General features: G+C 57.0%; 18 protein-coding genes. 2 read left to right on the top strand and 16 right to left on the bottom strand.

Annotation, left to right across the window (positions count from 1 at the left end; genetic code table 11):
* Positions 1–22 precede the first annotated feature (22 nt).
* Genes kdpB through kdpF form a run of 3 tightly spaced genes read right to left on the bottom strand, consistent with a single transcriptional unit; the run spans position 23 to position 3,896 of the window.
* Positions 23–2,080 (bottom strand): potassium-transporting ATPase subunit KdpB, encoded by a 2,058-nt coding sequence (kdpB, locus tag AB3226_RS06580; RefSeq protein WP_367372477.1) that lies wholly within the window; start codon positions 2,078–2,080, stop codon positions 23–25.
* A 23-nt stretch (positions 2,081–2,103) separates the two neighbouring features.
* Positions 2,104–3,798 carry a potassium-transporting ATPase subunit KdpA gene (gene kdpA / locus AB3226_RS06585; protein WP_367372478.1) on the bottom strand — a complete coding sequence of 565 codons (1,695 nt, stop codon included), beginning with the start codon at positions 3,796–3,798 and terminating at the stop codon, positions 2,104–2,106.
* A gap of 8 nt (positions 3,799–3,806) precedes the next feature.
* Positions 3,807–3,896 carry a K(+)-transporting ATPase subunit F gene (gene kdpF / locus AB3226_RS06590; RefSeq protein WP_007899818.1) on the bottom strand — a complete coding sequence of 30 codons (90 nt, stop codon included), beginning with the start codon at positions 3,894–3,896 and terminating at the stop codon, positions 3,807–3,809.
* A 403-nt stretch (positions 3,897–4,299) separates the two neighbouring features.
* Between kdpF and eat the strand changes: the two genes are divergently transcribed.
* Together eat and AB3226_RS06600 are read left to right on the top strand one after the other, a co-directional pair.
* Positions 4,300–5,664: an ethanolamine permease gene (gene eat / locus AB3226_RS06595; RefSeq protein WP_367372479.1), complete on the top strand. Its 1,365-nt coding sequence runs from the start codon at positions 4,300–4,302 to the stop codon at positions 5,662–5,664.
* A 145-nt stretch (positions 5,665–5,809) separates the two neighbouring features.
* On the top strand, positions 5,810–5,977 hold the full coding sequence (locus AB3226_RS06600; RefSeq protein WP_008006000.1) for a DUF2897 family protein: 168 nt from the start codon (positions 5,810–5,812) through the stop codon (positions 5,975–5,977).
* A gap of 125 nt (positions 5,978–6,102) precedes the next feature.
* Here the strand turns inward: AB3226_RS06600 and AB3226_RS06605 are convergent, their stop codons facing one another.
* The 13 genes from AB3226_RS06605 to AB3226_RS06665 form a co-directional block, all read right to left on the bottom strand.
* Entirely contained in the window at positions 6,103–6,954 is an 852-nt protein-coding gene (locus tag AB3226_RS06605; protein WP_367372480.1) for an urea carboxylase-associated family protein, read from the bottom strand.
* Between the two features lie 15 nt (positions 6,955–6,969).
* Positions 6,970–7,623 (bottom strand): GntR family transcriptional regulator, encoded by a 654-nt coding sequence (locus AB3226_RS06610; RefSeq protein ID WP_367372481.1) that lies wholly within the window; start codon positions 7,621–7,623, stop codon positions 6,970–6,972.
* Positions 7,624–7,693: 70 nt separating this feature from the next.
* Positions 7,694–8,968 (bottom strand): beta-ketoacyl-ACP synthase II, encoded by a 1,275-nt coding sequence (fabF, locus tag AB3226_RS06615; protein WP_367372482.1) that lies wholly within the window; start codon positions 8,966–8,968, stop codon positions 7,694–7,696.
* A gap of 32 nt (positions 8,969–9,000) precedes the next feature.
* Entirely contained in the window at positions 9,001–9,795 is a 795-nt protein-coding gene (locus tag AB3226_RS06620) for an SDR family NAD(P)-dependent oxidoreductase (RefSeq protein ID WP_367372483.1), read from the bottom strand.
* Positions 9,796–10,001: 206 nt separating this feature from the next.
* Positions 10,002–10,337: a ComEA family DNA-binding protein gene (locus AB3226_RS06625; RefSeq protein ID WP_367372484.1), complete on the bottom strand. Its 336-nt coding sequence runs from the start codon at positions 10,335–10,337 to the stop codon at positions 10,002–10,004.
* 113 nt (positions 10,338–10,450) lie between these two features.
* Positions 10,451–12,445: a polysaccharide biosynthesis protein gene (locus AB3226_RS06630; protein WP_367372485.1), complete on the bottom strand. Its 1,995-nt coding sequence runs from the start codon at positions 12,443–12,445 to the stop codon at positions 10,451–10,453.
* Positions 12,446–12,718: 273 nt separating this feature from the next.
* On the bottom strand, positions 12,719–16,582 hold the full coding sequence (locus tag AB3226_RS06635) for a glycosyltransferase (RefSeq protein ID WP_367372486.1): 3,864 nt from the start codon (positions 16,580–16,582) through the stop codon (positions 12,719–12,721).
* 4 nt (positions 16,583–16,586) lie between these two features.
* Positions 16,587–17,846: an ABC transporter ATP-binding protein gene (locus AB3226_RS06640; protein WP_367372487.1), complete on the bottom strand. Its 1,260-nt coding sequence runs from the start codon at positions 17,844–17,846 to the stop codon at positions 16,587–16,589.
* Positions 17,846–18,634, bottom strand: coding sequence for an ABC transporter permease (locus tag AB3226_RS06645; protein ID WP_367372488.1), 789 nt, complete (start codon positions 18,632–18,634; stop codon positions 17,846–17,848). The genes AB3226_RS06640 and AB3226_RS06645 overlap by 1 nt, the downstream gene beginning before the upstream one ends.
* 70 nt (positions 18,635–18,704) lie before the next feature.
* Positions 18,705–19,802 (bottom strand): acyltransferase family protein, encoded by a 1,098-nt coding sequence (locus tag AB3226_RS06650; protein ID WP_367372489.1) that lies wholly within the window; start codon positions 19,800–19,802, stop codon positions 18,705–18,707.
* Positions 19,803–20,019: 217 nt separating this feature from the next.
* Positions 20,020–21,045 carry a glycosyltransferase family 4 protein gene (locus tag AB3226_RS06655; RefSeq protein WP_367372490.1) on the bottom strand — a complete coding sequence of 342 codons (1,026 nt, stop codon included), beginning with the start codon at positions 21,043–21,045 and terminating at the stop codon, positions 20,020–20,022.
* Positions 21,042–22,001, bottom strand: coding sequence for a UDP-glucose 4-epimerase family protein (locus AB3226_RS06660; protein ID WP_367372491.1), 960 nt, complete (start codon positions 21,999–22,001; stop codon positions 21,042–21,044). Before AB3226_RS06660 ends, AB3226_RS06655 begins: the two co-directional genes overlap by 4 nt.
* Entirely contained in the window at positions 21,998–22,921 is a 924-nt protein-coding gene (locus AB3226_RS06665) for a glycosyltransferase (RefSeq protein WP_367372492.1), read from the bottom strand. The genes AB3226_RS06660 and AB3226_RS06665 overlap by 4 nt, the downstream gene beginning before the upstream one ends.
* Positions 22,922–22,967 lie beyond the last annotated feature (46 nt).

Here is a 22,967-nt window from a genome sequence, read left to right on the forward strand (position 1 = left end):
CCCAGCCTCAACATTCAAACCGCTAAACCAGATGCAACGCCGTCAACAGCATGTCGATCGCCTTGATCCCCACAAACGGCACCAGTATCCCGCCCAGCCCATAGATCAGCAGATTGCGCCGCAGCAACGCCGCCGCACTCACTGCCTGCACCCGCACACCGCGCAGCGCCAACGGAATCAGCACCACGATGATCAAGGCGTTGAACACAATCGCCGACAGGATCGCGCTCTGCGGACTGCTCAAATGCATGATGTTGAGCACGCCGAGTTGCGGATAGATCGAGGCGAACAGCGCCGGCAGGATCGCGAAGTACTTGGCCACGTCGTTGGCGATGGAAAAAGTGGTGAGCGCACCGCGAGTTACCAGCAATTCCTTGCCGATCTGCACCACGTCCAGCAGCTTGGTCGGATCGCTGTCGAGGTCGACCATGTTCGCCGCCTCCCGCGCCGCTTGCGTACCGTCGTTCATCGCCATGCCGACGTCCGCCTGGGCCAGTGCCGGGGCGTCGTTGGCGCCGTCGCCGCACATGGCGACCAGCCGACCGTCGTTCTGCTCGTGACGAATGCGCGCCAGTTTCTTTTCCGGTGTGGCTTCGGCCAGCACGTCATCCACGCCTGCTTCGGCAGCAATCGCAGCAGCGGTCAGCGGGTTGTCGCCAGTCACCATGACCGTGCGAATCCCCAGCTTGCGCAACTCGGCGAAACGCTCGCGGATGCCAGGCTTGACCACGTCCTTGAGATGGATAACACCAAGTAATTTTCCGTCAGCGCACACCAGTAACGGCGTGCCGCCACTCTGAGCGATCTTGTCGATTTCCCGGGACAAAGGCGCGGCCATATCGGCGCGTTTCAGACCGACGAAGGTCAGCAGCGAATCCACCGCGCCTTTGCGATAAACCCGGCCCTGATAGTCGACACCAGAGAGGCGGGTTTCAGCACTGAACGGCACAGCGGTCAGCACCTCGGCGGACGGCTCGGGTTGCGGGTGAAGACCGCGCAGGTAGTCGACGATGGATTTGCCTTCAGCGGTGTCATCAGCCAGCGAGGCGAATAACGCGCCTTCGGCCAGCTCTTTGGCGCTGACGCCAGGCGCGGCATAGACCGCGGCGCAGCGACGGTTGCCGAAGGTGATGGTGCCGGTCTTGTCCAGCAGCAGGACATGAACGTCCCCCGCCGCTTCCACGGCGCGACCGGACTTGGCGATCACGTTCAGGCGCACCAGACGGTCCATCCCCGCGATACCGATGGCCGACAACAAACCGCCGATAGTGGTCGGAATCAACGTGACCAATAACGCCACCAGGAACACCAGCGGCAGGCTGCCATTGGCGAAGTGGGCGAACGGTTGCAGGGTCACCACCACCAGCAGGAAGATCAGGGTCAGGCCGATCAGCAGGATATCCAGCGCCACTTCGTTCGGGGTTTTCTGGCGTTTGGCGCCTTCGACCAGCGCGATCATGCGGTCGAGAGCCGACTCGCCGGGGTTGGCGGTGATGCGCACCAGCAGCCAGTCGGACACCAGTCGGGTATTGCCGGTGACGGCCGAGCGATCGCCGCCGGACTCGCGAATCACTGGCGCCGATTCACCGGTAATCGCCGCTTCGTTGACCGCTGCGATACCTTCGATCACCTCGCCGTCACCGGGGATCATCTCCCCTGCTTCGACGCGCACCACATCGTCCTTGCGCAGGCTGCTGGCGGGCACCACCTGAAAACTGCCATTGGCCGTTTTACGTCGGGCACTCAAGCCTTCGCTGCCGGCCTTGAGACTGTCGGCGCGGGCCTTGCCGCGACCTTCGGCCAGCGCTTCGGCGAAGTTGGCAAATAGCACCGTGAACCACAGCCACAAGGCGATTTGCGCGGCGACGAAAGTCGGCACGGCGTTGTCGGGAATGAAGCACAGCACGGTGGTCAGAATCGCGGTCAGTTCGACCACCAGCATCACCGGCGCGCGCTGCAATTGCCGTGGGTCGAGCTTGACGAAGGCTTGCACCAGCGCCGGACGCCAGAGGGCCGAGATCGCGGTTTTCGGTTGTTCCGGCGCCTTGACGACGGCGGCTTTAGTTGCGGGCATATTCATCATCGTGCTCCTAAAAAAGCGGCTCAGAAGCCCAGGCTCAAGTGTTCAGCGATTGGACCCAGCGCCAGCGTCGGCAGGAAGGTCAAACCACCCACCAGCAAAATGGTCACGGTCAGCAAGGTCACGAACAGCGGGCCGTGGGTCGGGAAGCTGTTCTGGCCGATCGGTGCGGTTTTCTTCATCGCCAGGCTGCCAGCCAACGCCAGAACCGGAAGGATGTAACCGAAGCGCCCAATCAACATGCCCAGCCCCAGCATCAGGTTGTGGAACGCGGTGTTCGCCCCAAACCCAGCAAACGCCGAACCGTTGTTGGCACTGGCCGAGGTGTAGGCATACAGCAACTGGCTGAAACCGTGAGCGCCTGGGTTACTCACCGCCGCGACCGGGCCTGGCAGGCTGGCGGCAATCGCACCCAACACCAGCACGCCGACCGGCATCACCAACAAGGTCACCACCAGCAACTGAACTTCCCGGGCTTGCAGTTTCTTGCCGAGGTATTCCGGAGTGCGGCCGATCATCAGCCCGGCGAGAAACACCGCGATCAGCACGTTAAGCAACATGCCGTAGAGCCCGGCGCCGACGCCGCCGAAAATCACTTCGCCAACCATCATGTTGATCATCGCGACCATGCCGCTCAGCGGGTTGAGGCTATCGTGCATACCGTTGACCGAACCGTTCGACGCCGCAGTGGTAGTCACCGACCACAGCACCGTAGCGGTGGTACCGAAACGCGCTTCCTTGCCTTCCAGCGGAGCGGTCTGTTCGACGGCGACATTGGCCAGCGTCGGGTTGGGTTGATATTCAGCCCACAGCGACGTCGCGCCGCCGATCAAAAACAGCGCCAGCATGCAGGCGATGATCGCGCGGCTCTGACGCAGGTCTTTCACGTAATGGCCGAAGGTGAACACCAGCGCCACCGGGATCAGAATGATCGAGGAGACTTCGAACAAATTGCTCCAGGCCGTCGGGTTCTCAAACGGGTGCGCCGAGTTGACGCCGAAGAAGCCACCGCCGTTGGTGCCCAGTTGCTTGATCGCGATCTGGCTGGCAGCCGGGCCGAGCGGGATCACCTGATCGACGCCTTGCATGGTCACGGCATTCACATAATGAGCGAAGGTTTGTGGCACGCCCTGCCAGACCAGAAACAGCGCCAGCAGCAGGCACAACGGCAACAGGCCGTAGAGGGTGGCGCGGGTCATGTCGACCCAGAAGTTTCCCAGGGTCTTGGTGGATTTGCGACCGATGCCACGACACAACGCGACCAACACAGCGAGCCCGGTGGCGGCGCTGACGAAGTTCTGCACGGTGAGGCCGACCATCTGACTCAGGTAGCTGAGGGTCGCTTCGCCGCTGTAGGACTGCCAGTTGGTGTTGGTCATGAAGCTGACGGCGGTATTGAACGCTTGCGTCCACTCCTGTCCCGGCAGGTTTTGTGGATTCAGCGGCAAGTGATCCTGGAACAGCAGGATCGCAAACAGCAGCAAAAAACCCGCGAGGTTGAAGGCGAGTAAGGCCAGGGTGTATTTCTGCCAGCTCTGTTCGGCCTGCGGATCGACGCCGGCCACTCGATAGCAACCACGCTCAACCGGCCCGAGAATCGGCGAAAGCCAGGTGCGCTGACCTTCCATCACCTTGTAGTAGAAGCGCCCCAGAAACGGTGCCGGAATCAGCACCACGGCGAAGAAGGCGAGGATCAGCCAATAGTCATAACTGTGCATAGCCGCTCCTAGTTCCGATCCGCGCGCAACAGCGCAACCAACAGATAAATGAACAGCCCCACTGCCAATAGCAGTGACACTCCGTCCAGAACGCTCATGGAAGTTCTCCGTGTTACGGCGTATTGCCGCGTGTGGAGTGATTGTCTGCAGGGAGGCTGTAAAGGAGCGAGATCGAGGGGTGGGGCGGGGCATAAAAAATGCGTAAAGAGTGGGTCTATGGCTTTGTTACAGCGGTGTCTGGACGGGCCTAATCGCGGGCAAGCCCGCTCCCACAGTGGAATGCGTTCGCCCAGACACTCCAAAAACCTGTGGGAGCGGGCTTGCCCGCGATGGCGGCAGAACAGGCACCACTGCCCCTAACTGGCGCACAAAAGGCGCCAATCCAGCCGCGAACATCCCCGATACGACAGCTTTCAGCGCTTTACGACGCTCACCTGAAAAATGGCACGCCCACTGCACACGCCCTCCCCGAGCATTTTCAAACCGTTCAGGGAGCAACGCATGAACACACAACTCAAACCCACGCTGGGCACGCTGCACCTGTGGGGTATCGCGGTCGGGCTGGTGATTTCCGGTGAGTACTTCGGCTGGAGTTATGGCTGGGGCGTTGCCGGGACACTTGGCTTCCTGGTGACCTCGTTCATGGTCGCCACGATGTACACCTGCTTCATCTTCAGTTTCACCGAGCTGACCACCGCCATTCCCCATGCCGGCGGTCCCTTTGCCTACAGCCGCCGCGCCTTTGGTGAAAAAGGTGGATTGATTGCCGGGCTGGCGACGCTGATTGAATTCGTCTTTGCCCCACCAGCGATTGCCTTGGCCATCGGTGCCTACCTGAACGTGCAGTTTCCGGCCCTCGACCCGAAACACGCGGCAGTCGGTGCCTACATTGTGTTTATGGGCCTGAATATCCTCGGCGTGAAACTCGCCGCGACCTTCGAACTGGTGGTCTGTGTACTGGCGGTCGCCGAATTGCTGGTGTTCATGGGCGTGGTCGCCCCGGCGTTCAGCTTCAGTAACTTCGCGCTCAACGGCTGGGCCGGTTCTGATGTGTTCGGTGCGCCCGCGATTGCCGGCATGTTCGCGGCCATTCCATTTGCCATCTGGTTTTTCCTGGCCATCGAAGGTGCAGCCATGGCTGCCGAAGAAGCCAAGGACCCGAAACGCACGATTCCCAAAGCCTACATCAGCGGCATCCTGACCCTGGTGCTGTTGGCCATGGGCGTGATGTTCTTTGCCGGCGGCGTCGGCGACTGGCGCACCCTGTCGAACATCAACGATCCGCTGCCGCAAGCCATGAAAGCCGTGGTCGGCGAAAGCTCCGGCTGGTTGCACATGCTGGTGTGGATCGGCCTGTTCGGCCTGGTGGCGAGTTTCCACGGGATCATCCTCGGCTACTCGCGGCAGTTCTTCGCCCTCGCCCGGGCCGGTTACCTGCCGGCATCCCTGGCCAAACTGTCGCGCTTCCAGACCCCGCACCGGGCAATCATCGCCGGTGGCGTAATCGGCATCGCGGCGATCTACAGCGACGGCCTGATCAACCTCGGCGGCATGACGCTGACGGCGGCGATGATCACCATGGCGGTATTCGGCGCAATCGTGATGTACATCATGAGCATGCTCAGCCTGTTCAAACTGCGTAAAACCGAACCGAACCTGGAACGCACCTTCCGCGCGCCCTGCTACCCGTTGGTGCCGTTCATTGCGCTGGTGCTGGCGGTGGTTTGCCTGGTGGCGATGGCCTGGTTCAACACCTTGATCGGGGTGATCTTCCTTGGATTCATGGCGGTGGGTTTCGTGTACTTCATGCTCACCGCACAATTGCGAGCCGATGCGCCGGCTGACGCGATGTTGACCGGGCTCTGACTTCACACACCGCGCCTGCAAGGATGTACGGCGTCTACGGCATATCAGGCATAGAATGGAACCACTGCGAAAATTAATCACTCAAAGTGGTATGCACGATCGGTCGGCGAAAACCGCCAATCGGCCTGCCCTCAAGGAGAGCCCTATGCCCTGGTATGCCTGGTTGATTCTGATCGTTGCCATTGGCTCGATCGTTGGCGGTTTGATGATGCTGCGCGACACCGCCAACAAGGTCGAATTGACCGAAGAGCAACGTAAACGTGTCGCCGAACGCAACGCGGAAGCGGATGCCAAGGATGCGCAGGACCGCTGACAAATAACTGTGGCGAGGGGGCTTGCCCCCGTTGGGGCGCGAAGCGGCCCTTGAGGTCCCTCGCACATTTTTTGCGCCCGCTGCGCGGTCGAGCGGGAGCAAGCTCCCTCGCCACAACAGCGCTTTTACTTTTCCCAATCGGCCTTGGCGATGTGCAAGCCATGCAGCCCTTTGTAAGCCGCACGTTCCGGCTGGCTCCAGCCCTCAAGCAACGAATCCTCCAACCGATAAATCTCCACCCCCAGCGGGCGACACACACTCAGCGGATCCTGCGCATCCGGCCCCCACATGGCCAGGGACAGATCGCCACCCGGACACGTCGACAGTGCGCACAGCAAATCAATCTCGGCAAAGAACTCCAGGTAATCACCCTGCTTTGCCGGGCAGGCTTTCATGAAGTACATGTCATCGTGGTTCAGGCCGGTGCACTGGAAAATGTTCAGCACATCATGCACGTCAAACTCGGTCAGGCCATGGGGTAACACTGCACGAGTCAAATTCGAGTGACAGTGATGATGGAAGTCCTCGCCCGTGAGCATTTTGTTCACATACGGATCGCACCGCGTCCCCAGCAAGTCGTGCAAACGCCCGCCATGTTCGTCGATGCCGTACCCGGCCAGGCTATCGTCGGTGATAGTCACCAGCGGTCGTAAGAAAGGCAGGTTCGACCAGAGCCGGTCATGGGTGCTGACATGCGCGCCCTGCAACTGCCGGGTCCGCGCCGCCCACAAGCGTTCGCGCGGGTCGTGGGCATTCCAGACATTGAAGTCCCCGACTTGCGGGCCGACCGGGGTCGTGACCCTGAACACATGCCCCGCCGGCACATTCCAGGCGCGCCCGGTGCGAATCGGCACTTCGAACTGTTCGATCAGCGTGCGACCCTCTTTCTTGTCCCGGACTCTCTCGTAGAAAGCCGTGTCTACCTGCAAGGCCGAGCCTTTGCTGACTTGATAGGCCGCCGGATAGTCTTTGTACATGGCACAAATCCTCGATCAGTGATGAGAAGAAGGGGCAAGCATCTGCAACAGGAGGTGTTCGGAGTCGTCGAGATAAAGGCTCATGGCGTCGCCGGCCGCGCGTTTGTCGCCGTCGGCCAGCAAGTCATGTATCTGCCGGTCACGCGCCAGCCAGGGCGCCTGAAAACGTGATTCATCGGGAGCGGCGCAAAACACCAGGCGCAATTGCGCGACGACGTTGGTGAAGAACTCATCGAACAATGGACTGCGCAGCAATCCGACGATGTGTAGATGAAATGCCAGGCTGTGGGTGCCGACCGCGCGCCAGTCCTCACGTTCCCGGGCCAGCTCGGTGGCTTCCAGGGCCTCAAGCATCCGGTCGGACTGATAATCACGAAGTGGCTGACTGGCGCTGATGGCTTGCAACTCCAGAGTGCGACGGACCTTGAACAGATCCCGCACATCATCAGCCCCCAACCTGCGCACCATCACGCCTTTGTTGCGCACGTAACGGGTCAGCCCTTCTTGCCCCAGACGGTGCAACGCCTCGCGAATCGTGTTTCGCGAGGCGTTGTAGGCCGATACCAGATCGTTTTCCACCAACGCCATGCCGGGCAGCAAACGACCGCCGATGATGTCAGCGCGCAGCTCCAATGTGATGTGGTCGGCCAGGGACAGTCCGCTGCTCATACTCAATGCCTCGTGATTGTTCAACAATCGTCAGCGAATGAGTAATCACTATTCGTGCCATCCCGGCGAACTAGCCCTCCCAGCGCTTGAACAACACACTGGCATTCACGCCACCAAACCCGAAGCCGTTGGACAACGCGTAATCGATTGTCATTGGCCGCGCCTGACCGTGAACAATGTCCACCCCTTGCGCCGCCGGATCCGGGTTATCGAAGTTGAGTGTCGCCGGCACCACCTGATCGCGGATTGCCAACAGGGTAAAGATCGCCTCGATCCCCCCTGCGGCGCCAAGCAAATGCCCGGTCGCGGACTTGGTCGACGTTACCGCTATCTTGTTGTCCGAGCCAAACAACGACTTGATGGCCGCCAACTCCCCCAAATCCCCAACCGGTGTAGAAGTCGCATGAGCATTGAGATGCTGCACCTGCGCCGGCGAAATGCCCGCCTGAGCCAACGCCAGCGACATCGCCCGACGCGCACCGCTGCCATCTTCAGGCCCCGCGGTCAGGTGATAGGCATCGGCGCTGGTGCCGTAACCGACCAGTTCGGCCAACGGCTGAGCGCCACGCGCCAAAGCATGTTCCAGGGATTCGATCACCAGAAGGCCAGAGCCCTCGCCCATCACAAAGCCATCGCGACCACTGTCGAACGGTCGCGAGGAGCGCTCCGGGGTGTCGTTGTAACCGCTGGACAAGGCTCGAGCCGCCGCGAACCCGGCGAGACTGACACGATCGATCGCCGCCTCTGCACCGCCACACACCGCAATGTCCGCCTCGCCACATCGAATCAGTCGCGCCGCGTCGCCAATCGCCTGAACCCCGGCCGCGCACGCCGTTACCGGAGCCCCCAAAGGACCCTTGAAACCGTGCTCGATCGAGACATGGCCCGCGGCAAGATTGACCAGAAACGAAGGAATGGTGAACGGCGACAAACGTCGCGGGCCACGGTTGTCGGTGGTGCGCACCGCATCGGCAATCGCGCCGAAACCACCCACGCCCGAGCCAATAATGGTGGCAGTGCGCTCCTGGGCGTTGGCGTCCTGCGGTTGCCAACCGGCCTGCTCCAGTGCCTGACGCGCCGCCTCCATGGCAAACATAATGAAGCGGTCCATCTTCTTCTGCTCTTTAGGCGGCGTCGCCCGATCCGGATCAAAACCCGCCTCGGGATCTTCCGCCAGGGTTTGCACCGCACCACCGACCTTGGCCGGCAAATCGGCAACCACGTCGTCCGGCAACGCCCGCAACCCGGAACGCCCGGCCAACAAACGCGTCCAAACCGCTTCGACGCCACTACCCAACGGCGACACCAGGCCCATGCCCGTGACCACCACTCGACGATTACTCATAATGCAAATACCTCAAGCCGATTCATGGTGCCTCACTTGTAACGCGTGGCGGCCGTGCTTCTGGACAGATTCGGCGCCATCGCATGACGCGCCGCCATAAAGGCCTCCCACTCGGAGGCATTCGGTAACGAAGGAATGGTGATCAACTCACCTTGGTCCAGACCCGACAACGCCGCGTCGACCATTTCCCCCGCTTCCATGATCATGTCCGCCGGAATCTGGGACGCATCGATACCGGAGCGCTCCAAAATCTCGGTGCGTGTTACACCCGGCAACACCGCTTGAACCTGAACCCCAGTGCCCGCAAGCTCCGCGTTCAACGACTGAGTCAGGCTCAACACATAAGCCTTGCTCGCGCTGTACGTCGCATTGAACCGCTCAGGAAACAACGCTACCACCGACGCAATATTAATGATCGTCCCGCGACCGGCCTTGGAAAAACCGGCCGCCGCTGCCGAGGCCAGCCGCGTCACCGTGGTGACGTTCAGCTGAATCAACCGCTCCAGCTGATCCATATCAGCGTTGGCCAGCAACCCATCTGCAGCAACTCCAGCGTTGTTCAGCAACAGGCTGATGCTCGAATCGCTGCGCAGACGCTGCTCAAGCTTCAACACATCATCCTTCTGCGTCAGATCCGCCTTCAGCACCTCCACCTGAACACCATGCGCCGCGCGCAACTTGCTCGCCGCAGCCTCCAGCCGTTCCAGATCACGGGCAACCAGCAGCAAATCAAAACCACGCGCCGCCAACCGCTCAGCGTAAACCGCACCAATGCCGGAAGAAGCACCGGTGACAAGGGCCGTACCTTGGTTCTGGACAGAATTCATGACTGTACTCCCGGGAGATGCTTGAAAAAGGCGAGCGCCTGAAAGTCAGGGCGCTTCAGCGGACGAGGAATTTATTATAGGCATAATTTTAACGCCATATGATAGCCGTAATTTTCTCCACCCCGATGAAAGGTGCCAGATCACCCTCCGCGGCAATAAGCAAAAAGGCCGGTCAATGACCGGCCTCTTGGCGTGGATTTACAAGCTTAGTTCACTTCCAGCTTCTCGCGATTCTTGTCCAGAATGGCTTTGCCGATCCCTTTCACTTCCAGCAATTCGTCGACGGACGAAAATGGCCCATTACTCTCACGATACGCAACAATCGCCTTGGCTTTCGCCTCACCAATCCCGGACAGCTCGCGCTGCAGAGTCGGCGCATCAGCCCCATTGAGATCGACCTTACTCGTTTGAGCCTTGGCGGCAACGCCCAGCATCAAGGGTGCTTTGGCAGCCTCCGGCGCCGCTGTCGGCGCAGCAATGGCCGCAATAGAGGCGCTGGTGAGCAGGGCAAAAACCAGAGAATAGAAATAGCCAGTACGCATAAATGAAGCTCCATGACATCGATTGGAAGAAGCAGCTTTTCCGAAGCTGCCTCCCAAACTTAGGCGATGTGGTGGAGCTGTCAAAAGTGTGTCAGTTACAGGATGTGAAACAATCAGGGTTCGAGGCGGCGTTGCTGGTGGATCCAGTCGACGATCTCCCCGTCGGGGGTGTAGCCGCTGACCGTTTCGCGCAGGAGTTGACGGACGCGGGAGTAATCATCCTGTTCGACGGCAAGCAGCAACTCGGTCAAACGCCCCTTGAGCACGTCCCAGGGCAAATGGTCTTCGTTGGCGGTCATGATCATCGGATGCGGTGTCGCGGCAACGTTATCGCCGATCAGCAACTCTTCGTAGAGCTTCTCTCCCGGACGCAGGCCCGTAAACTCGATCGAAATATCGCCCTGGGGATTTCGCTCGGAACGGATGCTCAAGCCGGACAGGTGAATCATCTTCTCCGCCAGTTCGATGATCTTCACCGGTTCCCCCATATCCAGCACGAATACATCACCGCCCTGCCCCATGGAGCCGGCCTGAATCACCAGTTGCGCGGCTTCAGGGATAGTCATGAAGTAGCGGGTGATTTTCGGGTGCGTGACCGTCAATGGACCACCGGACTTGATCTGACTGTGGAACAACGGAATCACCGAACCGGACGACCCCAACACATTGCCAAAACGCACCATGGTGAAACGGGTTTTGTTGACCCGGGATACATTGGCCTTGTCGCCAAACAGTACCGGGGCAACTTCACGACTGAGGGCCTGAAGGGTCAACTCCGCCAGACGCTTGGTGCTGCCCATGATGTTGGTCGGACGAACGGCTTTATCGGTAGAAATCAGCACGAAGTTGGCGACACCCGACTGCAATGCAGCCTGAGCAGTGTTCAATGTGCCAATGACATTGTTGAGCACGCCTTCGGCAATGTTGTGCTCGACCATCGGCACATGCTTATAAGCAGCCGCGTGATAGACGGTATCCACGCGCCAGGTCTTCATCACATCGAGCAGTTTGTGCGGGTGACGAATGGAGCCCAGGATAGGCAGCAACTTGACCGTTACCGACTCACGGCAGGCGCGCTGCTCCAACTCCGACAGAATGCTGTAAAGGTTGAATTCACTGTGTTCGAACAGAATAAGCGTGGTCGGGCCAAGGGAGAAAATCTGCCGGCACAGCTCCGAACCGATCGACCCGCCAGCGCCAGTGACCATCACTGTCTTGCCTTTGATACAGCGCTCAAGCAAATCGGCCTGGGCTGGCACGGCATCACGGCCCAGCAAATCAGCGATATCCACTTCCTGGATGTCTTCAACCTTGACCCGGCCGCTGGCCAGATCGGTGAAGTTCGGGACGCTTCGTACGTGCAAAGGAAAAGCTTCAAGCAGATTCAAAATCTCTCTTCGCCGCGCGCGGGTCGACGACGGAAGCGCCAACAAGATCTCCTGAGCGCCGGTGACATCGATCATCTGCTGGATGTGCTTGGGCTTGAATACCTGCAGGCCGGAAATAACCCGATCAGCGATGCCGCTGTCATCATCAATGAAGGCAACCGGTCTCATCACCCGCCCCATTCGCAATGCGGCGACCAACTGATTGCCTGCAACACCAGCACCGTAGATCGCTACCTTGGTCAGACCATCATCCCGGCTGGCAAAAGGCACATGCTGAGCGGCCATGAACCAGTCGCCGAGGAAGTATTGACGCATGGCCAGGCGCAAGCCGCCGACCATGACCAGACTTAGCCACCAATAGTTGAAAATGATCGAGCGCGGAACCACCGTTTCGTGATTGCTATACCAATACACCACAAATGCCAGAATCAGAGCAGAAAGACTGACAGCCTTGATAATGGCAATCAGCGCGTCATTGCCAAAATAACGCATGACGGCACGGTACATGCCAAACCGTATGAACAGGGGAATGGCCACCAGCGGAGCGCTGATAAAAAGCCAGGTGTGCTCACGCAGAGGATTGATCATATCCTCGACACCCAGGCGCACCACAAACGCCATCCAGAGCGCAAAGGTGACCAGAACCACGTCAGCGATCACTTGAAGCGTGCGCTTCTGGCGTCGTGGCAGTCCGAGCAGTAGCACTCTCAACCTATCCATACTCGTCAACCCCTCCTTTGAATTACTTATCCCGGCCATCTACGCGAGCAGGGCCTTGTCATGAACTGTTCGAATATCGGCTTCGACAAGTCCGCCCTTAATGCCTGTCGAAGCAGGAATTGACGTAAAGTAACCAAAACGTCACAGAAAAACACTCACTTCAGTCAGCCTCTGATCGACTCCTGTCATTCGACAATCGATAAAAAGTAGCAGAAAAAAGAGCCATCCTGAAGATAGCTCTTTCTGTGTCCACTGTTGATCGGCTTGAGTCAGTTATCCACCGACTTGACTGTAGCCCTCGCAGGATTTTGCAGCCCGGTCTCTGGCGATGGAATAAGCCTCGTGCAATAGCTTGTGCCGCTCCAGACGCACATTCGGATCAGCCGGAGTGCGGAACAGGGAAGTGGTTTTCGGTACGTAAGTAAAGGTATTGCCGTAACCGTACCGCAGCCACAGATTCCAATCCTCAAGATTGCTCATGTCAGTCTCGAATCCTCCGCGCTGCAAATAGAGATCGCGCTGGAAGAGCAAGGACTGGATCGGGATGAAATTGTGATCAAGCAGAATATTGTAGTCATATTCATGCTTGAAGTACGCCGGGGTCTCATGACTGACTTCGGTGTAGCGACCATCCGGCCCTGTCACCGTCCCAACTTCCATTGCCAGTGAATAAGCGGCAACCGCCTCGCGATTCTTCGCCAACGCTGCGACGAGCACTTCGACGTGATCGGAAAACAGCAGGTCGTCATCATCCAGGAACATGCAATAGGTACCCTTGGCCATTTCAAGGCCATAGTTGCCTGTCACGGAGCGCCCGACTTTATCCATGCCGTAGAAACGGATGGAGCGGTCCGCTTGCTGCTGGAACTCGGCCACCAGATCCTTCATGGTCTGGCCGCCATCTTCCACCACCACCAGCTCCACATTGGGGTATGTCTGATTCAATACCGATATGATCGCCTGGCGAAGGAATTCGTTACGGTTACGATAAGTACGGGTAACGATCGTCACCAACGGAGCGTCGCCCAGCGGTTCACCCACCGTCCAGAACGCCCCATCGCGAATCATCTCGTAATCGAAACCGCGGAAAGGGAAGTAACTGTCCTTGCTTGAGCCTTTGCCCGACAGGAAATGCGGCGCTTTTCTGATGATCTTGCCGAAATTCGCAATCAAGTCACGGCGTACACCGGCATAAACTTCCGGACGGAACAACAATGCTCCTTGCAGCACCAGTGTCCCGAGCTTGTCGCTGAGATCGCCGTAGCGCAAACGCAAGTAAGCGTTGGCCAACGTACTGCCAGTAAACTGAATGGGCTTTACATGGTTTTCATGTTCATAGGTGTAGTGATAAACCACCGCCGAAGGACAGTACTTCAACCGATAACCATAAGAGCGGAACCGGTAGGACAGCTCAACATCCTCGCCATACATGAATATCTCATGCTCGTACCCGCCGACTTTTACATAAGCCGAACGCCTGATCAGAATGCAAGCATGCGAGGACCAATTAGTTTCCTGGGTGACCGGATCATAGTATTTTGGATGTTCATAAGGTGCCTGGCGCAGTTCCCATGAGGCAACGGCTCCCACCATATCCGACAGGGCTGAAGCCACCACTCTCTCTATCGAGTCGCCGGCGAATACAATATCGATGTTACTGACCAGGACAAATTCTGCCTGCCCAGTCGTTATCGCCCTGTCATGCCCCAGTCCAAAGCCCACATTCTCGCCCTGGATGATTTCGAAACCTGCCAATTCAGCGCCGAGCAGTGTTTTCCAGCGCTGCAGATCCTGTACGGTGCTGTCTTTGGAACCGTTATCGACGAAACATACATTCAGTTTTTGCAGTGGGTAGCTCTGAGCCTTCAGGGACTCGAAGAAGCCATCGACCCACTTGCCGCTGTTGTATGTAACGATCGAGACATCGATCACCGGGTGAGCATCAAGCACCGGCATGCTCAGCGAATGGCCGAAACGCCGGTCGGCGACGACCTGAACCGCTTTGAGGTTATGTTGCGAGTTGATGGCCCGCATCACCTTGGTGCGCGCAGCTTTTGCATAGTGACTCAAGCGCATGCGGATGCCGATCAGAAATGGAAGTTTCTGATAAATCGGGCGTAAAGCAGCGCGGGGATTGGCAAGCACGCCTTGCAGTTTCCACCAGGCCCACAACAGCAAACGTCGCACCCCCCTGAACGGACGGGTCATGGACCAGGATTTCGAGGAATAGACGTTGTACAGATCCCCCTTCAAAACCAGTATTTCTGATTTGAGGGCATCGATTTGCTGGTTCAGTCGGTTCTGTGTCTGCAGCAATTCGTCGTTGTCTTGAAGATATCTGTCGTCCAGCACCGAAGTGAACTTTTCGTCCATGACCGAGAGTTGATCCTTCGTCAAAAGCAGTTCATCCCTAACACTTGTCAGCTCGCTTCGCGCGGCCAGATACGTTTCATTGAGGTTTGACAGCTCACCGCCCATTTCCTGATTCTTTTCTTCGAGCCAAGTAATATAGGACTGCTGACGATAGCTTTCCAGGTCAGGATCAAACGTGTTTCTCGCCGGATCGACCGTGATTGTCCGTGCAAGACGGGAAAGATGCGCGGAAGGCTCATTGAATTGCGCCGCCCCCAGAAAATAGCGCGACTGTGCAAAATCCAGGATTTGCGCCCGCAGCTCTCTGGAACATGGCGCCACCGCCCTGTGTTCCTGCCACAGCGCCGCAAGATCCGCCGGTTGACCGACATCAATGGTCAGGCCTGTGCCCGAGTATGGTGCCTTGCCCAGGGCATACACAGTCTTGCCCGCCAGAGCGGCTTCGAACCCGGCCGAAGAGTTGATCGTAAACACCACATCGGCACTGGCAATCAGATCCGCGATGCTCTCTTCCTTATCAGCCACCAGAACATGTTCAGGGAGCGCCGGCACTTCATCGAGAGGGTGTGGTTTGACCACCACCTTATAGTCGGAGCCCTCCACCACGCCGACCACATGCTGTACATACTCGGCCATGCTGAAAAATGGAGAACCCATAATGATGTTGGAATCGTCCTGAACCTGAAGCAGGATCAGTATCGTAGGGACACGACTGGTGCCTCGGAAACGATAACTTTCTTCCATCTGTTGCAGACGCACCAGAGCGGCTTCGATCGGCAACTCTGATTGCTGCTCTCGATAATCGGTAAACTCGGCACTGAAGCCACTGCGTACGTTAACGCCACGACTGTCTGAGTAGTAACCCATCGGATTCGGTGTACGCAACATCCCAAGCTCGTTGAACAGCAAAGGAATGCCTTTGGCTGCGCAAACGGTTTCGAGACTGCCGTCATAATTCCAGCAGAACACCAGTTCCGGATCGACATTGTTGATCAGGGACTCGACGAATCGGTCGTGAAACCCTAGAGGCTCTTTATTAAGGAGACACTTCCAGTCGTTCAACCAGTCCGAGGTCTGGGCGTCTGGATAGTCGCAGTTATAGGAGGCCGGGCTGATCCACGTGTGGCCGAAGTCAGGGTATTCGCTCTTCAACTCATTGGAGCCGACAAAAATACATTCCCAACCATCATCGGCAAACCGTTTCGCCAGCGGTAGATACACGTCAACAATGCTGCTGAACAGCGTCGGACGCTCTCTCAATACTAACGGTAGCGTGTAAAAAACCACGCGCTTGAACTTCCTCGGCGCTACTTTTACTGCCGGATCACCCGCCGCGATGCTATTGGGGGGGACGTTGAATTTAACCACCGAGTTCGCCGCAATGATCGCACCCTGTCCGATCACCGCCCCCGCCAGCACCGAAGCATTGGCGCCGATCCAGACGTCATCACCGATTTCCACCTCTGCCAGCCTCAGCCCTTGATCCTTGATTGGCGAGTGCAAGTCATAGCGATGAGTCGATGACGTAATGGAAACGTTGGGCGCGATCAAAACATCTTTACCAATGATGACCTTGCCGCTGCCGTTCACCCATGTGCCGTAATTGATGACCGTACCAGATGAAATGCTCAAGTAGCCACCGGCACCGCATTCGATGACGACGTTATCCCGGATTTGAACGCCATCCTCGATGATGCAAACAGCCGTTTCGTCTACATGAAACTTGACCGTTTCTGCAATATCCGCATTACCAATTTTAAGCATGATATTAAGCAACCTTCACAACGTTCACTGTTGACGGGCAGTAAGCAACCCCAACGATCTGACGCCCGCCAGACACACTCAACTTCCTCATCGGCCAGCGTTGATCCAGTTCAACTCGCTCCCCATCCAGACTGGCCATGCCGATGAACAGGAAGTACTCCCCGGGCGCCACATTGAGCGGGAAGGAAAAGCTGATTTTGTAGGCACCTTTCTCGAAATCGAACTTGCAGCCGGCCAGCAAGGTGTTGTCGCCCGCCACATCGACGCCTTTGGCATCGCGCAACGAATAGCCGATGACCACTTCGCGCAACTCAGCATAAGACTGGACGTAGCAATGCATCGTGACGTCTTCTGTCGGTTCGAAGTGATTGGTCAACGAGCCGTCTGCACTGTAAAAATCAACAGCGTTGATCTTCGCTGCGCCGGAACCGAATCGAACTTCCGAAATATCGCCCAACTCGGAGTCATAGGAAACATCGGCGTGCTGCTCTTCAACCACCGGCACCGCCACCGAACTGCTGTTACGCACCTTTTTTTCGTAGTTCTTGGTGGCGGTCAGCACGTCGGTGCTGTAATCGATAATCTGGCCGTTCTGCATCACGATGACAGCCTGGCAGAAGCGAATAACTGATTGGGTATCGTGAGAAACGAAAAGGATTGTGGTACCACGCTCCTGCATATGCTTCATCTTGAGCATGCACTTGAGCTGAAAGCCCGCATCTCCGACGCTTAACGCCTCGTCGACGATCAGTACGTCAGGTTCAACGTTAATCGCCACGGAAAATGCCAGCCGCGCAAACATCCCGCTGCTGTACATGCGTACGGGTTGATTGACGAAGTCGCCGATGTCGGCAAATTCCAGAATGGCCCCAATACGGGTTTGCATCTCGGCATGTGAGTACCCCATCAGGGATCCCTGGAAATAAATGTTTTCCACGCCTGTGTAATCCGGATTGAACCCAGCACCCAACTCAAGCAGCGATGCCACCCGGCCAACAACCCTGACCTCGCCGCTCGAGGGTGTCAGCACCCCTGTAAGGATTTTCAACAAGGTGCTTTTACCTGCACCGTTCTTGCCCAGGATCCCGACGGTCTGGCCTTTCTCGACCGAAAAAGAAACATCGGTCAGCGCATGAAAATCATGATGTCTATGCTTGCCGAAAAGCGAAAGAGCCTCGACCAGTCGGTCTACGGGCTTGTTATAAAGCCGGTAGACCTTACTGACGTTATGGACGCTGATTGCGCTCTCATTCACTGCATTCATTACAAAACATCCGCAAAGTGAGGTCTTAATTTTTTGAATGTACGCCAGCCCACCAGCGTCAAGACAATCAATACCCCCCAGAAAAACAGGGTCTGAGTTGGTCGTTCCCAGAACCAGATCCCGCGAATAAGCGAATCCCTGAATCCTTCGACAATGTAAGCAAAAGGATTCAGGCGCAGATAAGACGCTGCCCGCCCCTGAATCGCATCGATATCCCAGAACACCGGGGTCAGCCAGAAACCGAACTGCGTGGCCATCGCCACTAACTGACTCAAGTCAGGGAAGAAAATCACCACCGAACTGGTAATCCAGGCGATCGCCAACAACAGCATGAACAGACAGGCAATGTAATAGCCGACTTGCAACCAGTAAAGGTTCGGCGAATAGCCGTAGATAACGAACAGCAACAACAGTATAAATACGAAGAAGATGTGCACGAGTACCGCGGAGCTGAGTTTAACCAACGGCAACAATGAAACCTTGAAGACAATCTTCTTTACCAGAAAACTGTTTTCCTTGACCGCCGTGCAGCCGGAGTTCAATGCTTCAACTGTGAAAAACCACGGTACAAGTCCGCATACCAGCCATAGAACAAAAGGAAAGTCTCCGTGAGGGGCCGCCTTGAAGCCGAACTGAAACACGAACCAGAGGATCAGTGTCGTAGCGCATGGCTGAATGAAGACCCACAAAAAACCAAGGTAATTGGTCAGATATCGTGCACGAAGGTCATTTGAAATCAGGCTCAACAGAATCCTGCGATCCGACAGCATCCCCCTGAGCCAGCTCATCGAAAATCTCCTTGCTTTGCAAACACACTTTCCACTGCTTTTAACCCACCGCACAACATCATAAATTCCATTAACTATCCGTGCTCATCGACTTGAGTTTTTCGCTGACAAGGGATGTGGATACAGGCTTGGGTTCGTCACTGCCCGCCAGGACTCTGGACTTGTCCTTGGGCTTGAACTTCAACACGCGTTTTTCCACCAGGTGCCACGAGGCATAGCCCAGCATCAAGGTAATGACGATGGTGACAAACAGATACATCGGGTAAGAAATATTCGGGAACTTGAGCAATACGAACTGCTGTACCGGGAAAGCGTAAATGTAAACGCCGTAGGAGCAGTCACCCACACGGTTGACCCAACTGCCCAACCAGCTTCGAGATAGACCGTAGGCCAGAACGACATAAGGCAACGCAAGCCAGAGTAAAAACTTGGAAACCGCGGCATACGGTGCCAGCAGAATGGTTGCCATGATCAGTACGCAGACACCCGACAGACTGAACCAACGCTCCAGCCGCCACTTTGCATAACAGGCACCGATCATGAAATAGATGCCTGTCAGGAAAATATTCCTGACATCGGTTCCGTAAACCACCACTAGAGGTGCATTACGCCAGCACCAGAAAACCACGGTGAGCGCGAACAGTGCGGTGACCGCCGTGTACACCCAGCGCCCGCCCTTGAACAGCAGCCCCAGCCCCATCACCACCAGATACATGAAAAACTCGACAGGCAGACTCCACAACGAACCGTTGACTGCGTTGGGAACCCTTGCATGCTCAAGAACACCGGGCAGATAGAACACCGGGCTCAAGATGATATTTCTCATATAAGACCAGAATTGCGGATGCGCAAAATACTCACTGACTGTCAACGTGGTGAAAATCGGCCCCAGCACAAACATGCTGATCAGGACGACCACAATCAGCGCCGGAAAAATCCGCAACGAACGCTTGATCAGAAAGTTGGCCGCCGACGGGGTAAAATCCCAGCTTTTGACGATCAAATAACCGCTAATAATAAAGAATATTTCGATGCCCAAGCCGCCATAGGAGGCCAGACCAAGAAATCCGGCAGGGGCATTGCCATAGAACGCAAAGGAGTGTGCATAAAGAACCATCAGCGCAGCAATAAGCCGAAGCAAGTTTAAATTATTATCCTTATGCTGCATGTATTACGGCTCCAACTCTGATTGAACTTCATCAAATAATTTGACTGGGTTGTTATATGAAGCAATGGATGTTGAATAGCCCATGGACATCCACCTTGTAATACAGCCCCCAGCAGCCTGACTTGCGCGAGCCCTCGCGCGGCGGTCGCGGATCATACCATTTTCCGGATCTGGCACCCACGCCCACCCTGCCCTCGACAGGACGCCATTCACGATCTCAGGCGGGGGGTTGACTCTCCCGGGTGCCTCCCTTGAACCTCGCGGCCAACCAGAGCAAAGGAGCGTAGGCCATTATCAGACCGATAACGCCAGGAACAAATCCTAGTGCTACCGCAATGGCCCAGGGCAGTAACCAGAACACGTTGAGCCCGACAACCGCCATCGTCACAGCCTTGTGACTGCGATACTGACGAGAGGCGTACTGATAGGCGTGACTGCGATGCGCCTGATAAACCTTGTCACCATTCAACAGACGCCGGCAAAGCGTCCACGTTGCGTCGACCACAAAGGTTCCGAGCAGGATCACCCAACTCCACAAAAACACGGATGACACGGCCCCGGCGGAGAGCGACAAGATCCCCAGAGCAATACCCAAAAAGCCACTTCCGGCATCGCCCATGAAAATACGTGCGGGCGGAAAGTTCCAGCACAGGAAACCCGCCACGGCCCCGGCTAGAACCAGCGCCACCCAAAGCAGCTCAAGCTGCCCGGTGACCAGGTAAATAAGACCACTACCCAGACAAACACACATTGCCTCGGCACTCGCCAAGCCATCAATGCCATCCATGAAGTTGTACAGGTTGAGCATCCAGACCAAGTAAATCACAGCAAACACATTGCCCAGCCACCCAAGGTCGATGATGGCGCCGAAGAACGTGACAGGTGCCAGCCCGTCAAGCCAGTACAACGCCCAAGCCGCCGCAACGAAATGCCCGAACAGGCGCCATTTGGCAGCGATATGACCGTGATCGTCGGCAAACCCTATAATCGAGACCAACAACCCGCTTCCAAGCAAGGCATACAGTGTATCGATGCCTATAAGGCCGAAAGCACAGAGCACAGGCAACGCAACCAGGAAGCCGAAAACGATCGCCACCCCACCACCCCGGGGCGTGGGCACGGTGTGGGAACTGCGCTCGTTGGGAATGTCCATCAAGCTCTTGGATAATGCGTAGCGTCGCAGTCCCCCGGTCAAGGCCCAGGAGAGCACGAAAACTGTGATAAGCAACCCGCCAAAAATCATTTCGTATGCGTATCCATAAAATGGTCTGCGGTGCGCCGCATGGCAGTGTCCACATCGATCGATGGAACCCAGCCGAGCAACTCGCGGTTTTTGCTGATATCAACCTGCAACGACTCACACACCCGCTGGGCCATGGCGCGTTTGCCGATGACAGCAGCGCCCAACGTCAGCAACACGGACGGCACAGGCAGCAACCAGGCTTTTTTTCCTAGCGCCGAGGCCAGACGACACAGCAACCGGGGAGTCGACAGGTCGTCACCGTCGCTGACCAGAAAAATTTGCCAGGCCGCTCCCGGATGATCGAGACAAGTTTCGATCAGGTCGACCAGATTGCCGATCGAGACCATGCTGCGCTGGTTCCGAATTCCGCCCAGGGGCAAGATCAGACCTCTGTCGAGCCACTCGAGCAGGCTTAGAAAGTTGGCCTTGACCCCCGGGCCGTACACCAGCGGCGGACGAATGATCACGATCTCCATTCCAGTCTCGCGCCCCAGCGACATTAACGCCTGTTCCGCCTCGTGCTTGGATACCCCGTAAGGATCCAGTGGAGCAGCTACGGCGGCGGCGGTAAACGGCCGTCCCGGGGCAGTGCGCTCACCGTTGACCTTGATCGAACTGATATAAACAAAGCGCTTGACCCCTGCCCGAGCGGCCAATCGAGCCAACTGCAACGTACCGTCCACATTGACCCTGCGAAACTCGGCCAGTGCATCCTGCGCCGTTTCGTGCATGACATGCACCCGCGCCGCCGCATGCACAATCACTTGCACACCTGTCATTTGCGCAGCAGTGGCCGCTCCCAGCTGAAAATGCACCACTGGGCACAGCCCCTGCAGACGTGTCGAACCTCGTACTGCCGCTACGGGCATGAATCGCCGTCCAAGCAGCAACCGAAACACGACAGCCTCGCCAACGAATCCACTCGCCCCAGTCACCAATACCTTCGGCGCGGTCATTGAGCGGACTTCCCTATTAGCGCGGTCGCCCAACAAATCAGAAAAAACAAAACACGATCCCTGATCCGCCGCCGGCAACGCCAGGCGGAGAACGATAGCCGAATCAATTGCCACCGTCGCAGTTGAAGCCAAGAGCCGACAAAGGGGTCGGCATCCTGCCCGACCAATCGCGCGATCAAGCCGACCTGATTGAACCACCAGCCGTCATGAATGGTTGTATAACGCGCAATCATCGAGCCCAGGCCAGTATTCGCCCCCACCTGATTACGGTCATGCTGGCGATAATCCATGGATGGCACCGGATCGATGTACCAACGATATCCATGGCTGCGAGCAAAGGCGTAGCAGTACCAATCGTGCAGACTGACGCTTTGCAGCGCATCCCAGTGAACCAGCATCGACTGCTTCATGGCCTCCACCATGGGAGCTCTCAGAACATAGGTGCAGCCAGGACCGGCCGCCTCAAACAGAAAATCCCAGCTGGTTTGCGGTTGCGCCTTGTTCAGCAGCCGAGTTCTACCATCCTCCCAGAACGCGGTAACGTTGCTGGAATAAGCATCAACCTTGCGTGATTGCAGAGACTCTATAGCCCGCTTTAGCTTATCGCCATGCCAGAGATCATCCTGGTCGGCAAACGCAACGAAATCGTAGGACTCGATATCAACATCACGGATCAGTCTGAAAAAATTGCGCGAGGCACCACCGAAGCGGCCGCCCGGTGGCAGGACAATGATGTTTGGATGCGTGGCGGCAAAGGCTGCACACCAGGCTTCGGTACCGTCAGTGGAGGGGTCGATGCTGATGTGAACGGTGACGTCCACGGCAGACTGACCAAGGATCGAGGTCAATTGCTCCTCGATCCATTGCATACCGTTGTAGGCAGCCAGTAAAACTGCAACCTTGGGGGATTTTACTGGCATGCCATTCCTGCTTGCATGGTTGGAACACTGGAGAGAAAGATAAAGC

Origin of the sequence: Pseudomonas lini, from assembly GCF_964063345.1 — a bacterium.
Lineage (GTDB): Bacteria > Pseudomonadota > Gammaproteobacteria > Pseudomonadales > Pseudomonadaceae > Aquipseudomonas > Aquipseudomonas lini_B.

Bases quoted from the DNA above. Each gene is read 5' to 3' on its own strand.
- kdpB (WP_367372477.1), bottom strand. From the start codon at position 2,080: ATGAATATGCCCGCAACTAAAGCCGCCGTCGTCAAGGCGCCGGAACAA.
- kdpA (WP_367372478.1), bottom strand. From the start codon at position 3,798: ATGCACAGTTATGACTATTGGCTGATCCTCGCCTTCTTCGCCGTGGTG.
- kdpF (WP_007899818.1), bottom strand. From the start codon at position 3,896: ATGAGCGTTCTGGACGGAGTGTCACTGCTATTGGCAGTGGGGCTGTTC.
- eat (WP_367372479.1), top strand. From the start codon at position 4,300: ATGAACACACAACTCAAACCCACGCTGGGCACGCTGCACCTGTGGGGT.
- AB3226_RS06600 (WP_008006000.1), top strand. From the start codon at position 5,810: ATGCCCTGGTATGCCTGGTTGATTCTGATCGTTGCCATTGGCTCGATC.
- AB3226_RS06605 (WP_367372480.1), bottom strand. From the start codon at position 6,954: ATGTACAAAGACTATCCGGCGGCCTATCAAGTCAGCAAAGGCTCGGCC.
- AB3226_RS06610 (WP_367372481.1), bottom strand. From the start codon at position 7,623: ATGAGCAGCGGACTGTCCCTGGCCGACCACATCACATTGGAGCTGCGC.
- fabF (WP_367372482.1), bottom strand. From the start codon at position 8,968: ATGAGTAATCGTCGAGTGGTGGTCACGGGCATGGGCCTGGTGTCGCCG.
- AB3226_RS06620 (WP_367372483.1), bottom strand. From the start codon at position 9,795: ATGAATTCTGTCCAGAACCAAGGTACGGCCCTTGTCACCGGTGCTTCT.
- AB3226_RS06625 (WP_367372484.1), bottom strand. From the start codon at position 10,337: ATGCGTACTGGCTATTTCTATTCTCTGGTTTTTGCCCTGCTCACCAGC.
- AB3226_RS06630 (WP_367372485.1), bottom strand. From the start codon at position 12,445: ATGGATAGGTTGAGAGTGCTACTGCTCGGACTGCCACGACGCCAGAAG.
- AB3226_RS06635 (WP_367372486.1), bottom strand. From the start codon at position 16,582: ATGCTTAAAATTGGTAATGCGGATATTGCAGAAACGGTCAAGTTTCAT.
- AB3226_RS06640 (WP_367372487.1), bottom strand. From the start codon at position 17,846: ATGAATGCAGTGAATGAGAGCGCAATCAGCGTCCATAACGTCAGTAAG.
- AB3226_RS06645 (WP_367372488.1), bottom strand. From the start codon at position 18,634: ATGAGCTGGCTCAGGGGGATGCTGTCGGATCGCAGGATTCTGTTGAGC.
- AB3226_RS06650 (WP_367372489.1), bottom strand. From the start codon at position 19,802: ATGCAGCATAAGGATAATAATTTAAACTTGCTTCGGCTTATTGCTGCG.
- AB3226_RS06655 (WP_367372490.1), bottom strand. From the start codon at position 21,045: ATGATTTTTGGCGGGTTGCTTATCACAGTTTTCGTGCTCTCCTGGGCC.
- AB3226_RS06660 (WP_367372491.1), bottom strand. From the start codon at position 22,001: ATGACCGCGCCGAAGGTATTGGTGACTGGGGCGAGTGGATTCGTTGGC.
- AB3226_RS06665 (WP_367372492.1), bottom strand. From the start codon at position 22,921: ATGCCAGTAAAATCCCCCAAGGTTGCAGTTTTACTGGCTGCCTACAAC.